We start from the raw sequence: 20,266 nt of genomic DNA on the forward strand, positions 1-20,266 counted from the left end.
CGGCTGGCAGCGAGTCCTCCCGGCGGAGCACCACCACCAACCTCGTCCACAGCCAGACCCTGCCCTACTGCGGACCCCGCCGCTCGTGACCGACCCTGGTGTGCCGGCCTTCGCGGATCTCAGCGGCAAATGAAAGAAAGGCGTTACGGGGGACGACGAGCATGGGTCCGTCAGGGTTCTTGGAGTCGCGGATCGCCATGGAGTGGGGAGCACGCGCGATCTCGACGCACTCGCCGTTCTGGTGGCTACGACGGCTCTTACGCCACACCAGTGGGCTGGGATCTTGGGGCATGGGGGCCACGGCCTCTGTAGGAGGAACGAGATCAGGTCGACGCCATCTCGGCTATCAACTCCAGTGTATTGGCGGGATCGGCGGCGAAGGCGGTGAGCCTTCGGAAGGCGAGTTGGTACTCCTTGACCTCTTCGCGATTCTCGACGAACAGCTCCCCGCCGACCGTCTCGACGTAGGCGGCCTCCGGATCGTCAGGGTGAGGAAACTCCAGGAGCGAGAAAGCCCCTGCCGTGCCCGGGTGGGCGCCAGCGGAGAATGGAATCACCTGCAGCGTGACCTTGGGCAGCCGGGCAAGCTCCAATAGATGCTGCATCTGCGCGCGCATCGTCTCCGGCCCCGCGACCGGGCGACGCAGCGCCGCTTCGTCCATCACGGCCCACAGGCGCAGCGGATCATCGATTCGAGTGAGCAGTTCCTGCCGGGCGGTACGGACCTCGACCTTGCGCTCGACATCTTCCTCGGAGATCTCTTCCGGTCCACGACTGATCAGCCCGCGCGCGTAATCGACGGTCTGGAGGAGCCCGGGAACGACGATCAGTTGGAACGTGTGCAAGGAGGTCGCCTCGGCTTCCAACCCGATGTAGGTCGATAGCGTCGCGGAGAGCATGTCCTTGTACGGATGCCACCATCCGCGCTGACGGCCTTCCCTGGCCCAAACGATCAGCTGTTCGCGCTGACGTTCGTCGGTCACGCCGTACTGGTCCAGTAGCAACCGGATGTCGTGCGGATCGGGTCGCAGCCACTCGCCGCGTTCCATACGTGCCAGCTTGCCCTGAGACCACTCCAGCCGTTTGGTGACTTCGGTCTGGGTAAGCCCGGCCTGTTCGCGCAACCTGCACAGCTCGGCGGACAGCCTGCGCCTACGCAGGGTCGGGCTCTGCCGGGGTTCGGTCATGAACGCCTCCGATCAGTAACGAGCTGCTACTGAGCGTAGAGCAATCTAGAGATCCGGACATCTGTTAACCATTAGGGCAGGAATAGTTTCTACTATTGCGATTTTATGACCGTCACTCCATGATGGTTACATGACTACACATCGTGATCACATACCGACTGGACAAGCATGATCGAGAGTGATCATTTCGGTCGCGCCGACCGGGTCCAGGGTCAACTCTCCAGGGGAGGGTGACGGTGTCCGACTGGACCACTCCCGAGCGCGTGATCATGCAGACCTTCCCCGGCTGGCGGTGCTTCTACGGCGCCAAGACCCGTAAATGGTGGGGCCTTCCGCCGCCCCGCCATCCCGTCCAGGTCTTACTCGAGGCCGACACGCCCGAACACCTCGCTGCCTGCATTCACCGCGCTAGCACCGGTAGGGCACCCTCCCAGCCCCCGCCCGGTGGGCCGCAGTAGGAGGTGACGGCCGCGTCCCGGCTCGCACACGCCGTACCAGCAAGAGAGAGGCCCCCACCATGATCGTGCTCAACCAGGCCGACCACGTCAACGACAGCACCGCCGAGATCCTGACCTGGCGTCGCGTCTATCCGGGCAACCCCGACCAGGCCCCGAAGATCCGGCACTTCGTCGCCTGCCTTCTGGCGGACTTCGCGCGGCTGGACGACATCGTCAACGCCACCGCCGAACTCGTCGCCAACGCCGTGCGCCACACCCGTTCCGGGCAGCCCGGCGGTCAGCTCACCATCGAGATACGCCGCTGGCCCGGCCACTGCGTCACCCTGGCCGTCACAGATCAGGGCGGACCCCACGTTCCTCACCTCCCTGAACCCACCGAGGAAGACTCACTCGCGGAGAGCGGCCGAGGGTTAATGATCCTGGGCGCCATCACCAACAGTTGGGGGTGGACCGGCGACACCCGAGGCCGCACCGTCACCGCACTCTTCCTCGGGAACTGAATGAGGAGGCGGCCGACTTACGCCCCACTCACCCTCCGTGATCATGCGAGTAATCGAGCATGACACGGACCGGCCCCGTTCTAGCAGGTCACCGGTGGGTGATCTGTGAACGGTGCCGTGTTCACATATCTCGGATTGCCGCTGCGGGCGTGGCTCGGACGGTTTGACTGCGGCCGGCTGACCATCAGCAGGCGACAACTGAAAGGAGTGCTCGGTATGACTGAACCCACCGAGCAGGGGCTGCTTAATGAGCTCCGCCGTGTGATCGGGAAGGTTGATCCGGTTCCGGAGGACCTCGACTTCACGCTCAGGCTGATTTCCCGCGGGGAGGCCCCCGGAGGAAGTACCCCCGAGGAAGAACCCCCCAAGGAGTGACCCTGGGATGATCAACCTGCTGGCCTCCGTCTTCGACGGAGGCCGGCTCTTTGTCTGCCGGCCCGCAACTACCGGGCAATCAATCGACGAACGATTGCATGATCACGAAGGTTGTTCGGGTGAGTTGTCGATCGGCGGAGAAGCGGAGAATGTCCGGCCGGCCATGGGTTCGGGGGTATACAACCGTCAGGTGACCAGCCCGTTGGAAGACGACCTCGATCAGCGGGTGCGTGCCGCCGCCATGGCATGGCTCGACGCCCGCTGCACCGCTGAGAATTTGGTGGTGGGCCGCGCGGAGCTCATGAAATTCCGGTTCGAGGATCGGCCGCTGGCCCTCGTCGACCAGAACCGGGGTATCCGCAAGCCGGCCATTCTGCCCGCCGCGCTGTCGATCCTGACGACCTACACCTCGGCCGGCGGGCGGGCGCCGTACGACGACGCCCCCGGTTCGGACGGCCTGCTCCGGTACAAGTACCGGGGCTCCGACCCGATGCATCCGGACAACGTCGGACTACGTCACGCCTTCCAGCGGCGGGCTCCACTGATCTGGTTCTTCGGGGTCGCGACGGGCCTCTACCTGCCGCGCTACCCCGTCTGGCTCGTCGCGGACGAACCCGAGCGATTGCAGTTCTCGGTGGCCCTCGACGAGGCGCAGCTTCACATCGCCGGCGCGGGTGTCGTCGACCTTGTACAACGTCGCTACGCCGAGCGGCTCACTCGGCAGCGTCTGCATCAGCCGGTGTTCCGCGAACGGGTGATTCAGGCGTACACCACCAGCTGCGCCATGTGCCACCTGCGTCACGCTTCCCTGCTGGACGCCGCGCACATACTCCCTGATCGCCACCCGCAAGGGGTGCCCGCCGTGTCCAACGGTCTCGCGCTCTGCAAGATTCACCATGCGGCCTACGATCAGAACATCCTCGGCGTACGACCGGACCTGGTCATCGAGGTCCGTACCGACATCCTGGAGGAGATCGACGGGCCGATGCTGCGTCATGGACTCCAGGACATGCACGGAGCTCTCCTGAGTCTCCCTCGCAGACGCGGGGACCACCCCGACCGGCAGGCACTGGAAGAGCGGTACGAAACCTTCCGCGAAACCGCCTGAATAAGGAGTTCTCCTTCGCACTGGCGGACATCGGGCAGGATTGCTTCGCCGCTCCTAACGACGAGGTGTCCAACCCGACAACCACCCCAGTATCTCGGTGGCCCGCGCCGGGTTTCACGGGACCTTCCAGAGCCGGACGGTCTTGTCGCGGCCTCCGCCGGCGAGGGTCCTGCCGTCCGGAGCGAACGCCACCGAGTAGACCGTGTCGCCGGCGACGTGGGTGGCGACGCGGGTACGGCCGGCCACGTCCCACAGCCGGATCCGGTGGTCGTAGGCGCCGCCGGCCAGGATCCGGCCGTCCGGGCTGAACGCCAGTGAGTAGGTGGTGTCGCCGGCGCTGAGAGTGGCGGCGTGGGTGCGGCGGGCCACGTCCCACAGCCGCACCGTCTTGTCGGCGCTGCCGCTGGCCAGCGTCCTCCCGTCCGGGCTGAACGCCACCGAGTAGGCCGAGTACTTGTGGCCGGTGAGGGTGGCGACGCCGGTACGGCGGGCCACGTCCCAGAGCCGGACGGTGCCGTCGGAGTCGCCGCCGGCCAGGATCTTCCCGTCCGGGCTGAACGCCACCGAGTAGACGGAGTGGGACTCGCCGTCGCCGGACCGGGCGCTGAGGGTGGCGATGCGGGTGCGGCGGGCCACGTCCCACAGCCGTACCGTATTGTCGGCGCCTCCGCCGGCCAGGATTCCTCCGTCCGGGCTGAACGCCAGCGAGAGCACGTACCCGCTGGGCGTGAGGGTGGCGATGCGGGTACGGCCGGCCACGTCCCACAGCCGGATGGTCTTGTCCGAGCCACCGCTGGCCAGGAGCTTGCCGTTCGGGCTGAACGCCACCGATCTGACGCTCTCGGTGTGGCCGCTGAGGGTGGCGATGCGGGTGCGGCGGGCCACGTTCCACAGCCGGACGGTGTCGTCGAAGCCTCCGCTGGCCAGTGTCTTGCCGTCCGGGCTGAACGCCACCGAGGCGACCCAGCCGGTGTGCCCGGTGAGGTCGTCCGAGCCGGCCGAGTCGGCGGGGGGATCGTCGTCTCCGATGACCTGCACGATGAACAGGCCCGCGGCCACGGTGGCGGCGGCTCCGAGCCCGGCGATGACGACGGTACGCCGCGGCATCAGCCGTCCCGCCGCAAACCTGTCCTCCAAGCCGCCGGTCGGCCATTCCGTCGGGGCTCCGATCTCTCCACCGGGCGTTGACGGCAGGGTGCGGGAGGAACCCGGAGTGGACGGGCCAGGTCCCGGCAGGGGGACCGGAACCGCGTCCTCAGTGTGCGGGAGGTCGGTCAGGTACCGGGCGGTCTGATCGGCGGTGGCACGCCTGCCGGGGTCCTTCTCCAGCAGCCCCATGAGGATCGGGGTGAGCGGCCCGGCGTGCTCGGGCGGGCGAGGAGCCTGAGTGAGGATCGCGACGCACAACGCGGTCAGGGTCGGTCCGGTGAACGGGGGCCGGCCCTCGACGGCCGTGTACAGGGTCGCGCCCAGGGACCACAGGTCGAAGGCCGGAGTGGCGGGCGAGCCCTCGATCTGCTCCGGTGCCATGTACGACGGGGTGCCCATCACGGCGCCCGGGTCGGTCAGAACGGTGGCATCGGCCAGGGTGGCGATGCCGAAGTCGGTGATGATGACCCGCCGTCCGGCCAGCAGTACGTTGTCGGGCTTCAGGTCGCGGTGCACGATCCCCGCGGAGTGCGCCTCACCGAGGGCCTCCAGCATCGCGGCGCCGATCACCGCCACCCGCCGTACCGGCAGCGGGCCTTCGTCATCGATCACCGCGGCCAGTGACGGGCCTGCGACGAACTCCATCACGATCACCGGGGCACCCTGGTGCACGACGACGTCGTGGACGGTGATGATGCCCGGATGGTTCAGGCGCGCCGTCGCCCTGGCCTCACGCATCACCCGCCTGACCAGCGAATCCCGCTGCCGGCCGGCCAGACCCGCGGGCACCAGGATCTCCTTGACCGCCACCTCACGGTCGAGAACCTCGTCATGGCCCCGCCACACCCGGCCCATCCCGCCTTGGCCGATGGGCTCGATCAGCCGGTAACGCCCACCCACCAGCTCGCTGGCCGCCGCTTCCACGAACGCCACAATAGCCACGCAAAGGTCACATAATCCGTGGACTCACCCGACCCGAGCACGCAGGATCGCTTCGCCGCTCCTAGCGGTCCGACTCGATCTGGCGGAGATCGATCTCGGGGCGTACCTGTCGAGCAGCAGTGCTTCCCGGGTCCTTGGTGAGTACGCTGACAGGGAACGACCGGGGTGTCCGACCATGTCTGAGACACCGACCGGACAGGTGACGTTATCGTTGGGGAGGGCCGCCAGGTGAGCGTCCAGCCGATCTGTGAGCCTGATCCCTACGACCCGGCCAACGCTCTGCACGTGGTGCCTGAGGTCCCTGGCCGGCCCGTTCCTTCCGGGCTTGTCGCTATTCCGAAGGCCGAGTACGACCGGATTCGCCGGCTGGGCATCGCCCGCCAGATGATCGAGACTAAGGAGAAGGCTGCTCGCGGTGACTTCTCTGGCTTCGCTGAGGTGACGGACGAGGAACGGGCGTTGGGCGAGTTGGATGCCTGACCATCTGTGGGTGCCGTCCGCCGTGCGCGATTTCGCCCGTGGGTTATCCGATGATCTCCGTAAGGCCGTCAACTTGGCGTCATGGCTTTGCAGGATGATCCTGTTCCGCCCGATGCCCGCGTTTTCCGGGCCGGTGGTGAAGAGATCGAGGGCTGCTATGAACTGGACGTCGAGCTGGTCACGATCTTCTATATCGTCGACGGTGAGCATGTGATGATCCAGGTGGTGGACTGGCGCGTCGTCTGATCGGGCAACACCCGTCCGGCGGCGTACCGGAGCCGTGGCAGGGCATCGGTCAGCAGCGGCTCGACGGCGACGGTGAAGAACCTCCGGGCCGGCTACGCCCCCGACGGCTCGCGATCGTCCACGCCCACAGCTCACCAGACCGGACCGACATCGGCCGATGGTTTCCGCCGGCGGGTGACGCCCGGCGTGAGACCGTGGATGCTGTGATCAATTCGCGTCGACCGATGGCGGAGGCGGCCTTGGCGGGATCCAACTCTCTCACCCCGGCGGGATCGGGTCCGTTGCGCAGGCCGGAGAGCGGGCAGGTGGCCCGGCCGTCGTATGCCGGCCGGGCTCCGACCTACCAGGCCGGCTCCATGGGGATGACGGGCGGCAAGCCGTTGCGCCAGGAGTGCTGGGACTCGATGGGATCGCTCGTCCGGGAGCGGTTGCGGCAGCGTGCCGGGACCGTCATCGAGTGGTGGGCGACCGTGGACTCCTCCCTGGACGAGGCCAGGCCGGAGGCGACCGTCTTCGGGGACCAGGGGCTGTGCATCGCCGAGCCCCGCCTGAACACCGAGCACCGCCCGGTCTACGCGCTCTCCCGCTATGTCCTCGACCCCGCGTCCCTCCGCAGCGTCTCCATCGACCATCGCCCGCCACCCGCCCCACGGCCGCGCCGGGCCGGGCCGGGCGGTGGTCCCGCGGGTCCGGCGGGGCCGGACATCGGGCTCACCGCGTCCGCCAAGGGACTCCTGGGCAACCTGCCGCCGGAGGCCCAGGAGCTCCTGCAAGCCCCGTTTCTGACGGGCCAGAAGGTGCTGCGCTGCGACTGGTACTACGAGGGCCAGGCGCACCACCTGAGCATGTTCATGTTCTACCTGGCCGGGCCCAGGGACATCTGCGTGGCCTCCGGCACCAAGGTGGTTCCGGCCGGCCACACGGACGAGACGGCGCACTGGTCGCTGCGTGTCCATCGTGCCTCGGTCGTCCGGCGCATCGGGACGTGAGCGCCGGTTCCCCGTCGCGCGCACCGCGAGTGGGCTGCGGAGCCGGGGGACGCCGGACTAACCGAGCGGCGTGCCGGGGGCGGGGACGGTCTCGCCGGGCCTCGGTGGTGGTGGCGGGGTGCCGTCGCCGAACGGGCGTCCGCCGAGCGCGTCCCGGCCGTGCGGATCCAGCCACCCGCTCAGGTCGGGGCCGACGGGCACGATGCCGCTCGGGTTGATGTCGCGGTGCACCACGTAGTAGTGGCGTTTGATGTCGTGGAAGTCGATGGTGTCACCGAAGCCGGGCGTCTGGAACAGGTCGCGGGCGTAGGCCCACAGCACCGGCATCTCGGTGAGCTTCTGCCGGTTGCACTTGAAGTGGCCGTGGTAGACGGCGTCGAACCGGACCAGGGTGGTGAACAGCCTGACGTCGGCCTCGGTGATGGTGTCGCCGACGAGGTAGCGCCGGTGCTCGAGGCGGTCCGACAGCCAGTCGAGCCGGTCGAACAGGCGGTGATAGGCGGCCTCGTACGCCTCCTGGGTGCCGGCGAAGCCGCACCGGTACACCCCGTTGTTGACGTCGGCGAACACCACGCGGTCGACCTCGTCGATCTCGTCGCGGAGGTGTTCGGGGTACAGGTCGGGGGCGCCCGGCCGATGGTGGGCCCGCCACTCGAGGGACAGGTCGAGGGTGATCCGCGCGAAGTCGTTGGTGACGACCTGGCCCGACGGTACGTCCACGATGGCCGGGACGGTGATGCCCTTCTCGTAACCGGGGAACCGGGCGAAGTAGGCGTCCTGTATCCGCTCGATGCCCAGCACCGGGTCGCGTCCGCCGGGGTCGAGGTCGAACGTCCAGCTCCGCGCGTCGTGGGTCGGCCCGGTCACCCCCATCGACAGCACGTCCTCCAGCCCGAGGAGACGGCGGACGATGATCGACCGGTTCGCCCACGGGCATGCCCGGGCGACCACCAGGCGGTAACGCCCCGGCTCCACCGGATAGCCGTCCCGTCCGTCGGCGGTGATGCGGGTGGTGATGTAGTTCTGATCCCGGCTGTACTCGCCGGTCGGGTCCTCGTCGCTGTCGCCTGCTGTCTCGGCCATGTCGTTGATTGTCGCAAAGCCGGCCGGTGAACCGCGCCGCCGCACACCGCAGAGAGCCGGCCTCGATCCCATGGGGGATCGAGGCCGGCCGGATGTTGTTCCACCGTGGTGTGTCACGGTGGACGGGTCGGTGTTACTCGGACCTGAACTCGAACTGGGACACGATGTTCATACGGACGCCGTGTCCGGCCGGTACCTCGAAGTCGACCCAGGTGCGGCGGGCCGAGCGCATGAACGTCGGCCGGGAGCGGTAGAGGCCGTCGGGCGTCCACGGCTGCCCAGCGTCGTCGGCCGCGTCGGGGTCCGCACCGAGTTCGATGCGAAGGAAGCGGCGGTCGCCCTCGGCGAGGAAGCTCGTCCTCACCACGGGCGCCAGATCTCTGATCATCGCGTCGACGACCAGGGACGGGATGGCCCTCCTGACGTCATTGCGAACACCCTCGTCCGTGAGGCCGGCGATGTTCATGACCATGCTCAACGCTGTCCTCAGCATCCATGAACGTTCCTCCCGGTCATAGAAACTCGGAGTCCGCTCTGCGTCGAAATCGTCGTCCATCGGAGTGCCTTTCTTCTGGTTTGTATGGCCTACGCCTCGGACCGTGACACGGTGCGCGGCCTCGGCAAGCCCAGCGAGGGGAAGCCCGGCCGGCCACCTCCACGAGCGCGCCGCGCGGCCCCAGCGGGTCGACGCCTCTCTCGTACGCCTTGACGTGCAACGCCGGTCCGCTCAGCGTTCCGGCCGGCAGCCGCCCGAGGGCCGGGGGAGTCGGGAATGTCGCTGGTGGATGCCACAATGTCCGGCGGAGGTAAGTAACCAAATGACTGTCGAGCCTTACCGGCGGGTGCTGGCGATCCCGGGCGTACGGGCGCTCATGATCGTCGGGCTGGTCGCCCGGATCCCGGTGACCGCCTCGGGACTAACCCTGACCCTGCACGTGGTGAACGGCCTGAAGCTCGGCTTCTTCCAGGCGGGCCTGGTCGGCGCGGCCGCCACGGTCGGCATCGCCGTCGGCTCGCCGATCGCCGGGCGGTTCGTGGACCGGCACGGTCTCCGGCCCGTGATCGCGGTCACCACAGTCACCCAGGTGGCCTTCTGGGTGTCCGCCCCGTTCCTGCCCTACTGGCTGCTGCTCGGCGGCGCCGTCCTGGGCGGGGCGCTGTCGCTCCCGGTGTTCGGCCTGATCCGGCAGTGCATCGCGGCGGCCGTGCCGGCCGGGCAGCGCCGTACCGGATTCGCGCTCGACTCGATGGTCGTCGAGGTCGCGTACATGATCGGGCCGGCAATCGCGGTCGCCTGCGCCACCGTGGTCGGCAGCGGCTGGACCATGGCCGGCATCGGGGTCGGCCTGGTCGGCTCCGGGGTGGCGCTGCTGGTGCTGAACCCTCCCACCCGGGCCGAGGACGACACCGTCGCCGCCACGGCCGTGCCGCGCCGGCAGTGGCTGACGCCCGCCCTGCTGTCCCTGCTCGGGATCGCCTTCGCGGCGACCTTCGTGCTGATCGCGACCGAGCTGAGCCTGGTCGCGGTCCTCAAGGCCGACAGCGCCGCACGGTGGACCGGCCTGGTGATCGGGCTGTGGTGCTTCTGGTCGCTGCTCGGCGGCTTCGTGTACGGGACGCTGTCGCGGGCGATCTCCCCGCTGGTCATGGTCGGCGCCATGGCCGCGCTGACCGTGCCCGTCGCCCTGGTCGGCGACTGGCGGCTGCTCTGCCTGGCCGTGATCCCCGCGGGGATCCTCTGTGCGCCCGCCCTGTCCGCCACGGTCGACACCCTCAGCCAGTGGGTGCCGTCCGCGGCCCGGGGCGAGGCCATGGGCCTGCACGGCACGGCCCTCACCCTGGGCCTGGCCGTCTCCGGCCCCATCAGCGGCTACATCATCGACGCCTACGGCACCCGCTGGTCCTTCGCACTCGCCGGCCTCGCCGGTCTGCTCCTCGTCGCCCTCGCCATTCCGTTCTGGCGCCGCGCGCCCCAGCCGGCCGGGCCGGGCATCCCCGAGCCGGTCACGGTCTGATCCCGCGGCTTCCTACTTAAGGAGCAGGCTGCGGCCCTGGCAGCGCGGGTCGGGCGGGTCCTGCCGATGGCGGGGCGCTATCCAGTTGAGCATCGTCCGCTCGACCTGCCACCCGTGCACGCGGATCTCGCTGTAGGGCGGCCGGCCGTTGGCCGGGCAGAGCACCTTGGACCGCAGTTGCCCGTTCGGTACGAACTGCAGCCCTCCGCGCGAGTCCAGCATCGTGGTCATCGTGTCGTCGACGGCGGCCACCTCGCCGATCAGCACCGTGGCCGGCTTCTGGTCCTGTGGATCCTCGTCGATCTCCAGTGCGACGGTCGGCAGCACCGGGGCGCGCAGGAAGATCGCGCTGATCACCAGCGGCGCGAGCAGCGCTCCGCCCAGGGCCGTCCAGTGCGTCACCGGCCTGGCCAGCCACTCGGGGATGGGGCCGGTGAACAGCACCGCCAGACCGGGCGGAAGCAGCAGGGTCAGCGCGGTGAGGGTCTCGCCGATGCGGAACGCGTCGACGATCGCCTGGGCGAGCCAGGTGTACGCGGCCGCCGCGGCGACGAGGGGGAGTACGACGCAGACCGACCGGACCAGCCGGCTGCGCGTGCCGTACCGGGCCCGGACCTCGAGCCCGAGGATCGCCAGCAGGAGCATCAGCAACGCGGGAAGGAAGCGCAGCTGCCAGATGAAGGCGGCGAGCAGCCCGACGATCACGACGACCCAGTCCGGGATGCGCATGTTCAGCCGTACCAGCCACGAGTCCGTCGCGTCGGGCGCGCTCGCCTTCAGCAGGGCGCCGAGGGCCCGGGCGACGAGGATGACGACCGGAGCCGACCACATCAGCGTGATCAGCAGGGTGCTGACCAGCCCCAGCGGGCTGACGTACTGGACGAGCATCAGCATGGTCTGCAGGTCCTGGCCGCTGAGGTACCAGAGCCGCAGGATGAGCAGGATCAGGGGGAACGCGGGCAGCACGGTCAGCAGCCACTGCTGACCGCCCTCCCTTTCGCCGTTCTCCGCCATGCCGTTCCACATCTCTTCGCGGTCGGTGCGCCCCGCCGGCCGCACTGCCGGCTGCGCCGCCTCCGGTACCGGGCCGCCGGGGGTCAGGGAGCCATGCCCTCCGCCTCCCAGGGCCATTCACGGATCTTGACCTTGGGAACGGGGGGCTGTTCGGAAATGGCGACCTGCTGAGGTTGTGCGGCCTCCTGCTCCGGGGCCAGATTGCGGGCGTAGGCATCCTCCCACCGGCGGTCCCGGGGGTCGTTCCGCGATTTGTACAGCGACAGGTTGACCAGCTTCGTCAGCGCGGCGTTCTCGCCGGTGTTGATGCCGTAACTCTCCAGGGTGTCCAGCCCGATGTCGTGCAGGAGCAGCTCCTTGGGGTGCTGCGCGACGTATCCCGCGAGAATGGCCGCGTCGGACGCCACGGCGTCGAACTCACCCCGGAGCAGCCCGTCGGCGCACTTCCCGGCACTGTTCCTGTTGAACAGTTTCATCCCCGCATCGGCGGCCGGCCCCACGTTGGTCGACGTCGCCGTCGTGCACACGCGCTGACCGCGGAAGTCCGACAGCGCCTCCGAGGGCTCGACCCCCGCGCGGGTCATGATGGTCTGCTCGGTCCGCAGGTACGGCGCCGAGAAACTGACCGTCGGTATCTTCTCGCGTTCCTCGGTGATGCTGTAGGTGGCGATGACCAGGTCGACCGTCATGAACCTGCCGTCCGCGTCGCGGGCCTGCATGCGGGCGCGGTCCTCGGTCTCGATGGCGAGGAAGCGCACCCGGTCCGGGCGGAAACCCAGGTCCCCGGCGACCATGTAGGCGATGTCGATGTCGAAACCGGCGTACCGCTTGGTCCTGCTGTCGTAGAGGGCCATTCCGGGGTGGTCGTTCTTGACGCCGATGAACAGCTCCTGCTTGCCGATGAGCCCGGCCTGCTCCAGGAGATCGTGCCGGGACGGCGGCCCCTGCCGCTGTACGGTCACGATGATGACGGCCGCGGCGACGACCAGCAGCACCAGCAGGGCTCCGAGGCGTAACGCGGGGACCGGCCGGACGTTCCGCCACCGCCGGCCGCGGTGGGCGGGTTGCTGATCAGGAGATTGCTGGCTCACCAGATCACCACCCTTCGGACATACCAATTGTTATGGGTCATTCCGGTCGGCTGCGGGTACGGGGCACGCCCTTCCTGGAATGGAGGACGCTCGTACTCGCTCGCTCGGGAAGTCACCACCCGTGTTCGGGTGCGGACCGCCAATATATATGCGGTAAAGTTGATCTGCTACTGTTTTATGTGTCCCGCGTATTCGCGAATCCGGAATTCACTCGACTGGCGACCGAAACAAGGCAGAAACAAGGGGACCGCTGTGTCATCAGGCGTATCAACACAACGGGAAAGCTTCGTCGCGGAGGTCGCCGATTACACCGGTCCCGCCGTGCACGAAAGTATCGCCGCCGTGATTCGGCGCGCACTCCTCACGCACTCGATCGTCCTTATCCGGGGAATGCGGTTGACCCCCAAGGAACACGTGGGCCTGACCAGGTTGCTGGGGGAGATCGAGCCGGCGTCCGACCAGCGCAACCATCACCCCGACAGTGTCGACATCCTGGTCGTCCACAACACCGGTGACACCCCGGTGGTCGGCAACCAGCACTGGCATACGGACCGCTCGTTCCATCTGCGGCCCAGCCGCTACACCATCCTGTACGGCAGCCTGATCGGCTCCGGGGGAGGCGAGACGCTCTTCGCCGACATGGTCGGCGCCTATCGGCAGGCTCCGGCCGCGTGGAAGACCGGGCTCGCCGGCGCGGTCGGCGTGCACTCCTACGACAGGCTGGCCCGGCTGCGCGCCGAGGTCCATGACCAGCCGATCCAGGCCGACTACGCGACCCTCTTCCCGCCGGTACGTCATCCCGTCGTACGCGCCCACCCGGAGAGCGGAACCCCCGCCTTCTACCTCAGCGAGCTCTGCCTGGCGCGCATCGAATCCGAGGACGGCACCCCCTCGGACATCTCCGTCGAGGAGCTCCACGCCCACGCCACCCAGGACAGATTCGTCCATCGCCACCAGTGGCGGACCGATGACGTCGTGATCTGGGACAACGCCAGGGTGATGCACCGGGCGGCGCGACTGCCGGCCGGTGCGCAGCGGGTCCTGCACCGGACCACCACGGCCGGCGACCCGCCCCGGCCCGCCGAACCGATGGCCACTGACGGCCACTGACGGACGGCGCGCGCGTACTCCATCGCGCCGGCCGGCCGGGAGGGATCAGGCGGGCCGGCAGCGGCCGTCGGTGACCGACGTGGTGGGGAACGACGGGCCGGCGTCGCCCAGGGCGATGTCGACCCTCACCGCCAGGCAGACCGGGTGGTCGCCGTCCGAATTGGTGATCTGGTAGAGGTCGCCCCGGGAGTCCGCACCGGCCGATTCCACCCGCAGCTCCGAGGCGAGGCTGCCACGCCTGCCGCGGGTGCCCTGCGCGAGCGCCCGCTGGATGTCGAAGCTGTAGAGGCCCAGGCCCTTGACGGGGGTCCGTTCCAGCTCGTACGCGGCCGCGTCGGCGGCTCCGTGCACATCCGACTGGTCGAGGGTGAACATCCGGTCGAGCAGGGAGGGCAGCATGATGAGCAGCACGATGACCGCGCCGGTCGCCACCAGCAGCCCGCCGCTGGTGCCCCTGCGCGCGGGGCCCGCCGGGGGGCCCGGCACGCTCGCCCGGCGCCCGGAGGTGCGCCGGGGGAACGCCGGCTCGCCGCTGTCCGCGCTGGACGGGGCACTGCTCATCTCTCACCTCACGGATCGCGTACACGCGATGTGCACGGTGGCCGGCACCCGGGTCACTACCGACTGATCGTCCGTTCCAGGCGGAGACTCGCATGTGCCCCGTCGCGGGCCGCGCGGGAGATGAGCGGACATGCCGCCCGCACGTCCCGGGGGTCAGCCGGTCCGGGTCGTCTCCCTGGCCTCCTGCTCCTCGACTTGCCGGTTCCAGTCGGCCTTGGCGGACCGCCAGCCGTCCTCGTCGGCGCCGTGCCGCCAGTAACCGGAGATCGACAGCACGTCCAGCGGCAACCCGCGCTCGACCCGCAGATGCCGGCGCAGCTCCTTGACGAAGCCGGCCTCGCCGTGCACGAACGCGTGCACGACGCCCGGCGGGAACTCCAGTTCGCGTACGGCCTTCACCAGGGCCTCGCCGACCGGTGCCCCGTCGCGGTGCAACCACACGATCTCGGCGTCGGCGGGGGTGTCGAGCGGCTGCTCGTCGGCCGCCCCCTCGACCTCGATCAACACCCGGGCCGGTGACCCCGCCGGGATCCGCGACAGCGAGGCGGCGATGGCCGGCAACGCGCTCTCGTCGCCCGCCAGCAGATGCCAGTCCGCCTCCGCCCGGGGGGCGTATGCGCCGCCGGGGCCGAGGAACAGCACCTCCTCGCCCGGCCGGGCGGCCGCGGCCCAGGGGCCGGCCACGCCCTTGTCGCCGTGGTGCACGAAGTCGATGGTCAGCTCCAGCGCGCCCGGGTCCCAGCCGCGCACCGTGTAGGTGCGCGTCAGCGGCCACTGGTCGCGGGGCAGGCTCTGGCGGATCACCTCCAGGTCGAACGGCTCCGGGTAGTCCACCCCCGGCCGCCGGAACTGGAGCTTGACGTAGTGGTCGGTGTAGTCGCCCGCGCCGAACCCGGCGAGCTCGGGCCCGCCGAGCACCACACGGATCATGTGGGGGGTGATCCGCTCGGTGCGCAGTACCCGCGCCCGGTTCAGCTTGGGCCTGCGGCGTTCCGGCCTGGTGCTCATCGGTGCCTCCGGATCGGTCCAGCGTTGATTAGGCAACCCTGAGTCGCTCTCGTCACGGTAGACCAACGCGGAGCCCGGTCGCGATCATTCCTTCGGCCACCGGCGCCCGTCCGTCCCGTGCGGACCGGCCTTCGAGCCGCGCGACCGGATGAGTAGGGGACTACTCATGCGCCGCACGTGCCGATCCCGCAGCGTGGATGCGACCAGAAAGGGCCTGTCCATGCGCCGCTGTGTTCTTCCTATCCTGATCGCCGTCGCGCTCGCCGTCTCCGGATGCGGCGTGGTCGCCAAGCAGGCGGCTCAGATCGTCCTGTTGGCGGTCGCCGACCGCGGCATCGACGCCTTCTTCGATGACGAAGGCGCCGACGTCCACATCTCGTCCTCCGCTTCTCGTGGCGGGGCGATCGACGGTGACGCGCCCGGGCTCTACGGGGGCACCCGCAGGGCCGCCACATGCAACCCGGCCAAGTTGATCAAGTTCCTCGGCCGCAACCCGACGAAGGCGAAGGCCTGGGCCGGCGCGCACAAGATCAAGGTCAGTCAGATCTCCGCGTTCATCCGCAGGCTGACCCCCGTGATCCTCAGGCGGGACACCCTCGTGACGAACCACGGGTTCAAGGGGGGCAAGGCGAACGCCGTCTCGGCGGTGCTGCAGGCCGGCATCGCCGTCCTCGTCGACGACGGCGGAGTTCCGTTGGTCAAGTGCAACTGCGGGAACCCGCTGACCGAGGCCACGGTCAAGCTCGACCACGAGGTCGAGATCACCGTGCCGAAGGGCTCCAGGAACTGGGGCTTCAAGCGGGAGCGGGCCGTCCGGGTCCGGAAGCCGGCGAGGAAGGTCACCTCGCTCCAGCTTGTCCAGCCGGGCACGGGGACCGCCTTCTCCCGGCCGGTCGGCACCGGCGGCACCGTAGACGGCACGCCCGTGGAGGCTCCGCCGGAACCCGTCGCCGAACCGGACCCGATGATCCCCGCCGCGTCGCCGACCCCCTCCGGCACGGCCCCGACGGAAGGCGGCACGGCGACTCCGACGCCCACGATCACCCCTCCGGGACCGGTCGACCCGTCAGGGCCGCCCGGGAGCCCCGGTCCCGGCGCGGCGGGCTCACCGCCCGTCACCGGCTGAGAGGTGCCTCAGCCGGCCGGGCAGGCGGAGTACAGCCGGCGGGTCCCCGCCTCGGCGGCGTACGCCGCGGCGTCGCTGAAGCGGCAGCCGAAGTCGGGCCCGGCCACGGCCGACGGATCGGAGACGGCGTCACCGGCCGGGCGGTGCCCGGTGCCGACCCAGCGGACGAGGTCGTTCCAGCCGGTCGCGGCCTCGGTGGGGGAGAACTCACAGTGCTGGGTGGTGCGGATGGCGCGCTGCACGAGCAGGCCGGACTGGTGGTGCCGGGCCACCCGGGAGGCGTAGATCTGCTCCATGGAGAACGGCACGAACAGGTCGCCGAGGCCGTGCAGGCTCAGGACCGGGACCCGCGGAGCGCCCTGGATCAGCGGTACCTGGGACAGGCGCGGCGAGAGGCGGGCCGCCGGGTCGGCGGGCATGACGCGCTGTACGGTCGCGTTGACGTCGACGGGGGAGTTCGGCGCGTACCGGGTGAACAGGTTGGTCGCCACCCGGCCGGGGTCCTCGGCGAGGGTGGTGCCGGTCGCCGGGGCCCCGAGCGTGAACACGTAGTCCTTCCAGACCGCGAAGGAGGGCGTGAAGCCGGGGCGGGTTCCGCCGGTACGGTTCGCGACGATCGCGCGGAACTGCTTCCCGAGGTCGTTGGTGGTGTCCGGGCCGGTCGGGGTGAGGCCGGTGAGCCCGAGGGCCTGCTGGATGCGCGGGACCGTGGCGGTGAGGTAGTCCGGGGGCGCGGGGTAGGCGCGGATGCCGGCCAGGTCCTGCGCGACGAGGTGGTAGTCGAGCAGGTAGTCGAAGAGGTCGTCGGCGCCGAGCACCCCGCACATCGGCATGGCCCCGGCGTAGAAGCCCGGATACTGCTCCAGCGAGCGGCCGATGACGTGGCCGCCCATCGAGGCCCCGACGATGAGCCGCTGCCGTGGCGGAGCCACCTTCGAGCCGAAGAGGACGGCCAGCTCACGGGTGCTGACCACGCCGGCGCGGACGTCGTAACCGTTGTCGTAGTACGACGACGCCGCCCAGGCGTACCCCTGGTCGAGCAGCAGCCCGCGCAGCCCGAACGGCGGCGGCGAGACCGTGAGGACCTTGCCCTGCCCGGCGTACCCGTGCGCCCAGAGCACCAGCCGCCCGTTCCAGCCCGGCGGGACCTCGATGTCGTAGGCGGCATGGTGGTGGACGCCCTGGAGCACCCGTGACGCGACCCCGTGCACGATCGCCGGGGCCAGCGGCGGGTTGACGATCGTGTAGCCGGGCAGCGGGCTTCCGCCGGGAGTGCCCCCGTCGGCTCGGGCCGAGGTCGCGGCCCCCGCTGCGCTGGCGGTGAGCACGGCCGCCGCGGCGAGGGAGACGAGGTGGCGGATGGGTGAGCGCATGGCGGCCTCCCGGTCTCGTGCAGGCCCCGAATCGTCCCCACATCACATACCGACCAGTCGGTTTGGGATAGGGCGGTGGCCACTTACGGCCGTCGGCAGGGCCGCTCAGCCGGCGGGCAGCCGGGCGGCGAAGTCGGGCTTCAGCAGGTCGCGGACCTTGGCGAGCGGCGCGGTGAGGATCATGTCCGGCTCGTCGGTGCAGGGGGCGAACGAAGAGGTCTGCCAGTCGATGAGGAGCTCCATCCTCCCCGGTGCGAAGAACGCGGTGTCGCGGACGGAGCCGCGGCCGGGCAGGAAGTCGTCGAGCCTGACGGGCAGGCCGGTGCACCGGGCCGGGGTCCGGACCGCCAGCCGGCTCTTGAGCGTCGTCATCCCCCGTGCGGTCAGCGTCGACGGCGACCAGATGTCGCGCGCGGCGAGCTCCCGGCCGGTGCGCAGGTCGACGGTGACCGCTCGCTGGAAGGTGAACCCGCTGCCTCCCGCGTTGGCGCCCTCGCCCCCGACCACGTTGGAGACCGACAGCAGCGTGTCGGTGCGCACTCCGATCCGGGCCGTCGCCCTGATCACCGCGGGGGTCCCGGTGGTGGGGCCGGGCCCGCCGTTGATCTCCTGGATCTGCTTGATGACACCGTCCAGCGGCGCCCGCAGCGCTTGATTGATCTTCTTCTGTACGGCAGCGTCGGGCACCCCGCTCACCTGGGCGTACTGCGCGCGCTGCACCCGGATCGCCGGGTCGGTCAGGGTCTGGTTCAGCGAGTTCAGCCTGACGGCGATCGGAGCGGCGGAGACCGGCGCCGCGATGCTCGTCACCGGGGGCTTCGGACGGGCCGAGCCGGTCGTCTTCACCACGGCCGCCGCGCCGGCGACCACCACCGCCACCCCCGCGACGGCGCCGGCGGTCTTGCCTGCCACCCCCCACCGGCCCGCGTGTGCGGCCGCGCCGCCGGCGGTGGTGGCGCCGCCGGCGGCGCCGGACGCGCCCGGCGCGGCGAGCGCGGCGGCCAGCGGGAACAGCGCGGACAGCGCGGCCGCCGTGCCGGCGAGGATCGCGAGCCCGCGATCCTCCCAGTCGTCGCCGTACCCGGCCGTGGCCGCGCGCTCGAGTTCGGCGACGAACTCGGCCGCACCGGCCGGACGGGCCGCCGGGTCCTCGGCCATACCGCGCAGGACGAGTGCCCGCAGGCCCTCGGGGATCCGGTCGATCGGGAACGGGCCGGTCGAGGGCGGCTGCCCGGTGAGGCATTCGGCGAACACCCCGGTCGCCGCGTACACGTCCGTGGCCGGGGTCCCCGGCGCGCCCCGCCGTTGCTCCGGCGCCATGTACGCGGGCGTTCCGTACGGGGAGCTCTCACCGGCCGGGGTCGCGATCCCGAAGTCGATGAGCTTGCTCCGGCCGTCGCCGCGCACGACCACGTTCGCGGGCTTGTAGTCGCGGTGCACGACGCCCACCCGGTGCGCGGCGGCGAGCCCCAGCAGCGACCCCTTGAGCACCAGCAGCGCGGCGACCGGCTCCAGCGCCCCGTGCTCGTTCAGCACGACGCGCAGCGAGACGCCGTCGACCGCTTCCATGATCATCGCTGCCCCGGAGCCGGGCTGCTCGACGTAGTCGTACAACCTGGCCACGTGCGGGTTCTCGACCGTCCGCAGCAGCCGCGCCTCCCTGCGGAAACCTTCGATCGACCGCACCGAGAAGACGTACTTGATCGCGACCGGCATCCCGGAGTCGTCGTGGCGCGCCAGCACCACCCGGCCCTGCGCGCCCCGGCCCAGCTCGTGGAACTCGGTGAAACCGGCCACCCGCCACGCGTCCATCGACGCCTCCCTGCGCACCGCTCTGCCCGGCAGCGTAGAGATCAGTATCCGCCCAAGCCCGCGTCACGAGGTGTGGATCAGGACGGGTAGGCGGCCGTTCTGGTGAACGCCACGCGCTCGAGGGGGACGGCCGTGCCGGTGTCGTCGACGAAGGAGACCCGGACGGGCCGGTCGTCATCGGTGGTGCGGCGGACCACGGTCGGCCCGTTGGGGTGCGGCCGGTGCTCGTCACCCCACTGCTGGAGGGCGCCGAGCACGAGTCGCAGCTCGGCCCCGGCCGGCGTCACGTGATAGCTGAACCGGACCCGCGAGCCGGGCTCGCGGTAGGGCCGCTTTTCCAGCACCCCGGCCGCCACCAGGGTGGCCAGCCGGTCGCTCAGCACGTCCGGGGCCACGCCCAGCGCCTCGCGGAAGTCGGCGAACCGGGTGAGGCCGGACAGGGCCTCGCGCAGGATCAAGAAGGTCCACCGCTCGCCCACGACCTCCAGCGTGCGGGCGATCGAGCATGTCGGCTCCGCCCGTGGACCTCGGCTCGTGGCAGCACCCATGCCCTACAGTCTACCAGTGCTGAGTTGCCAATCCATAGTCAGCAGGCTAGGTTGGAAAAACCAACGCAGTTCTCGAGCAGGTACGGACCAG

Annotated in this window: 21 protein-coding genes; 9 read left to right on the forward strand and 12 right to left on the reverse strand. The window is 70.0% G+C overall.

Features of this window, described 5'->3' with window-relative positions; all coding sequences use genetic code 11:
* Positions 1-64: 64 nt before the first annotated feature.
* Together ACRYCC_RS25075 and ACRYCC_RS25080 are read right to left on the reverse strand one after the other, a co-directional pair.
* Positions 65-292 carry a DUF397 domain-containing protein gene (locus tag ACRYCC_RS25075; RefSeq protein WP_433815903.1) on the reverse strand — a complete coding sequence of 76 codons (228 nt, stop codon included), beginning with the start codon at positions 290-292 and terminating at the stop codon, positions 65-67.
* 31 nt (positions 293-323) lie between these two features.
* Positions 324-1,187 (reverse strand): helix-turn-helix domain-containing protein, encoded by an 864-nt coding sequence (locus ACRYCC_RS25080; RefSeq protein ID WP_433815905.1) that lies wholly within the window; start codon positions 1,185-1,187, stop codon positions 324-326.
* Between the two features lie 517 nt (positions 1,188-1,704).
* Here ACRYCC_RS25080 and ACRYCC_RS25085 point away from each other — a divergent pair.
* From ACRYCC_RS25085 to ACRYCC_RS25095, 3 genes are all read left to right on the forward strand, one after another.
* Positions 1,705-2,145, forward strand: coding sequence for an ATP-binding protein (locus ACRYCC_RS25085; RefSeq protein ID WP_433815907.1), 441 nt, complete (start codon positions 1,705-1,707; stop codon positions 2,143-2,145).
* 216 nt (positions 2,146-2,361) lie between these two features.
* Positions 2,362-2,520, forward strand: a complete 159-nt coding sequence (locus ACRYCC_RS25090; RefSeq protein ID WP_433815909.1) for a hypothetical protein — start codon at positions 2,362-2,364, stop codon at positions 2,518-2,520.
* Positions 2,521-2,527: 7 nt separating this feature from the next.
* Positions 2,528-3,628, forward strand: coding sequence for an HNH endonuclease (locus ACRYCC_RS25095; protein ID WP_433815911.1), 1,101 nt, complete (start codon positions 2,528-2,530; stop codon positions 3,626-3,628).
* 114 nt (positions 3,629-3,742) lie between these two features.
* Here the strand turns inward: ACRYCC_RS25095 and ACRYCC_RS25100 are convergent, their stop codons facing one another.
* Entirely contained in the window at positions 3,743-5,701 is a 1,959-nt protein-coding gene (locus ACRYCC_RS25100) for a WD40 repeat domain-containing serine/threonine protein kinase (protein ID WP_433815913.1), read from the reverse strand.
* Positions 5,702-5,947: 246 nt separating this feature from the next.
* On the opposite strand from ACRYCC_RS25100, the gene ACRYCC_RS25105 reads away from it, so the two are divergent.
* From ACRYCC_RS25105 to ACRYCC_RS25115, 3 genes are all read left to right on the forward strand, one after another.
* Positions 5,948-6,199, forward strand: a complete 252-nt coding sequence (locus ACRYCC_RS25105) for a hypothetical protein (RefSeq protein ID WP_433815915.1) — start codon at positions 5,948-5,950, stop codon at positions 6,197-6,199.
* Positions 6,200-6,280: 81 nt separating this feature from the next.
* Entirely contained in the window at positions 6,281-6,445 is a 165-nt protein-coding gene (locus tag ACRYCC_RS25110) for a hypothetical protein (protein ID WP_433815917.1), read from the forward strand.
* Between the two features lie 239 nt (positions 6,446-6,684).
* Entirely contained in the window at positions 6,685-7,434 is a 750-nt protein-coding gene (locus ACRYCC_RS25115) for a hypothetical protein (protein ID WP_433815919.1), read from the forward strand.
* Positions 7,435-7,491: 57 nt separating this feature from the next.
* On the opposite strand, the gene ACRYCC_RS25120 is transcribed toward ACRYCC_RS25115, so the two are convergent.
* Complete coding sequence (locus ACRYCC_RS25120) at positions 7,492-8,517, reverse strand: glutathione S-transferase family protein (protein WP_433815920.1); 1,026 nt, start codon at positions 8,515-8,517, stop codon at positions 7,492-7,494.
* Positions 8,518-8,650: 133 nt separating this feature from the next.
* A complete protein-coding gene (locus tag ACRYCC_RS25125) occupies positions 8,651-9,010 on the reverse strand; it encodes a hypothetical protein (protein ID WP_433815922.1) in 360 nt (119 codons plus the stop codon).
* Between the two features lie 325 nt (positions 9,011-9,335).
* Here ACRYCC_RS25125 and ACRYCC_RS25130 point away from each other — a divergent pair, with 325 nt between their 5' ends.
* Positions 9,336-10,532, forward strand: coding sequence for an MFS transporter (locus ACRYCC_RS25130; protein WP_433815924.1), 1,197 nt, complete (start codon positions 9,336-9,338; stop codon positions 10,530-10,532).
* 12 nt (positions 10,533-10,544) lie between these two features.
* On the opposite strand, the gene ACRYCC_RS25135 is transcribed toward ACRYCC_RS25130, so the two are convergent.
* Positions 10,545-11,663: a hypothetical protein gene (locus ACRYCC_RS25135; protein ID WP_433815926.1), complete on the reverse strand. Its 1,119-nt coding sequence runs from the start codon at positions 11,661-11,663 to the stop codon at positions 10,545-10,547.
* On the reverse strand, positions 11,630-12,637 hold the full coding sequence (locus ACRYCC_RS25140; RefSeq protein WP_433815927.1) for a transporter substrate-binding domain-containing protein: 1,008 nt from the start codon (positions 12,635-12,637) through the stop codon (positions 11,630-11,632). Before ACRYCC_RS25140 ends, ACRYCC_RS25135 begins: the two co-directional genes overlap by 34 nt.
* Positions 12,638-12,814: 177 nt before the next feature.
* Here ACRYCC_RS25140 and ACRYCC_RS25145 point away from each other — a divergent pair, with 177 nt between their 5' ends.
* A complete protein-coding gene (locus tag ACRYCC_RS25145; RefSeq protein WP_433816057.1) occupies positions 12,815-13,747 on the forward strand; it encodes a TauD/TfdA dioxygenase family protein in 933 nt (310 codons plus the stop codon).
* A 45-nt stretch (positions 13,748-13,792) separates the two neighbouring features.
* On the opposite strand, the gene ACRYCC_RS25150 is transcribed toward ACRYCC_RS25145, so the two are convergent.
* Both ACRYCC_RS25150 and ACRYCC_RS25155 read right to left on the reverse strand, forming a co-directional pair.
* Positions 13,793-14,308: a hypothetical protein gene (locus ACRYCC_RS25150; protein WP_433815929.1), complete on the reverse strand. Its 516-nt coding sequence runs from the start codon at positions 14,306-14,308 to the stop codon at positions 13,793-13,795.
* Positions 14,309-14,461: 153 nt separating this feature from the next.
* On the reverse strand, positions 14,462-15,316 hold the full coding sequence (locus tag ACRYCC_RS25155) for a siderophore-interacting protein (protein ID WP_433815931.1): 855 nt from the start codon (positions 15,314-15,316) through the stop codon (positions 14,462-14,464).
* A gap of 193 nt (positions 15,317-15,509) precedes the next feature.
* Between ACRYCC_RS25155 and ACRYCC_RS25160 the strand changes: the two genes are divergently transcribed.
* On the forward strand, positions 15,510-16,442 hold the full coding sequence (locus tag ACRYCC_RS25160) for a DUF6777 domain-containing protein (protein WP_433815933.1): 933 nt from the start codon (positions 15,510-15,512) through the stop codon (positions 16,440-16,442).
* Positions 16,443-16,450: 8 nt separating this feature from the next.
* Here ACRYCC_RS25160 and ACRYCC_RS25165 read toward each other — a convergent pair whose 3' ends face one another.
* The 3 genes from ACRYCC_RS25165 to ACRYCC_RS25175 all read right to left on the reverse strand — a co-directional run bounded on the left by ACRYCC_RS25165 (position 16,451) and on the right by ACRYCC_RS25175 (position 20,175).
* Entirely contained in the window at positions 16,451-17,815 is a 1,365-nt protein-coding gene (locus ACRYCC_RS25165; protein ID WP_433815935.1) for a hypothetical protein, read from the reverse strand.
* 105 nt (positions 17,816-17,920) lie between these two features.
* Positions 17,921-19,627 carry a serine/threonine-protein kinase gene (locus tag ACRYCC_RS25170; RefSeq protein WP_433815936.1) on the reverse strand — a complete coding sequence of 569 codons (1,707 nt, stop codon included), beginning with the start codon at positions 19,625-19,627 and terminating at the stop codon, positions 17,921-17,923.
* 77 nt (positions 19,628-19,704) lie between these two features.
* The gene (locus tag ACRYCC_RS25175) at positions 19,705-20,175 is read right to left on the reverse strand and encodes a winged helix-turn-helix transcriptional regulator (protein WP_433815938.1); all 471 of its coding nucleotides are present in this window, start codon (positions 20,173-20,175) and stop codon (positions 19,705-19,707) included.
* Positions 20,176-20,266: the final 91 nt, after the last annotated feature.

This window comes from Actinomadura scrupuli, from assembly GCF_050971785.1.
Lineage (GTDB): Bacteria > Actinomycetota > Actinomycetes > Streptosporangiales > Streptosporangiaceae > Actinomadura_E > Actinomadura_E scrupuli.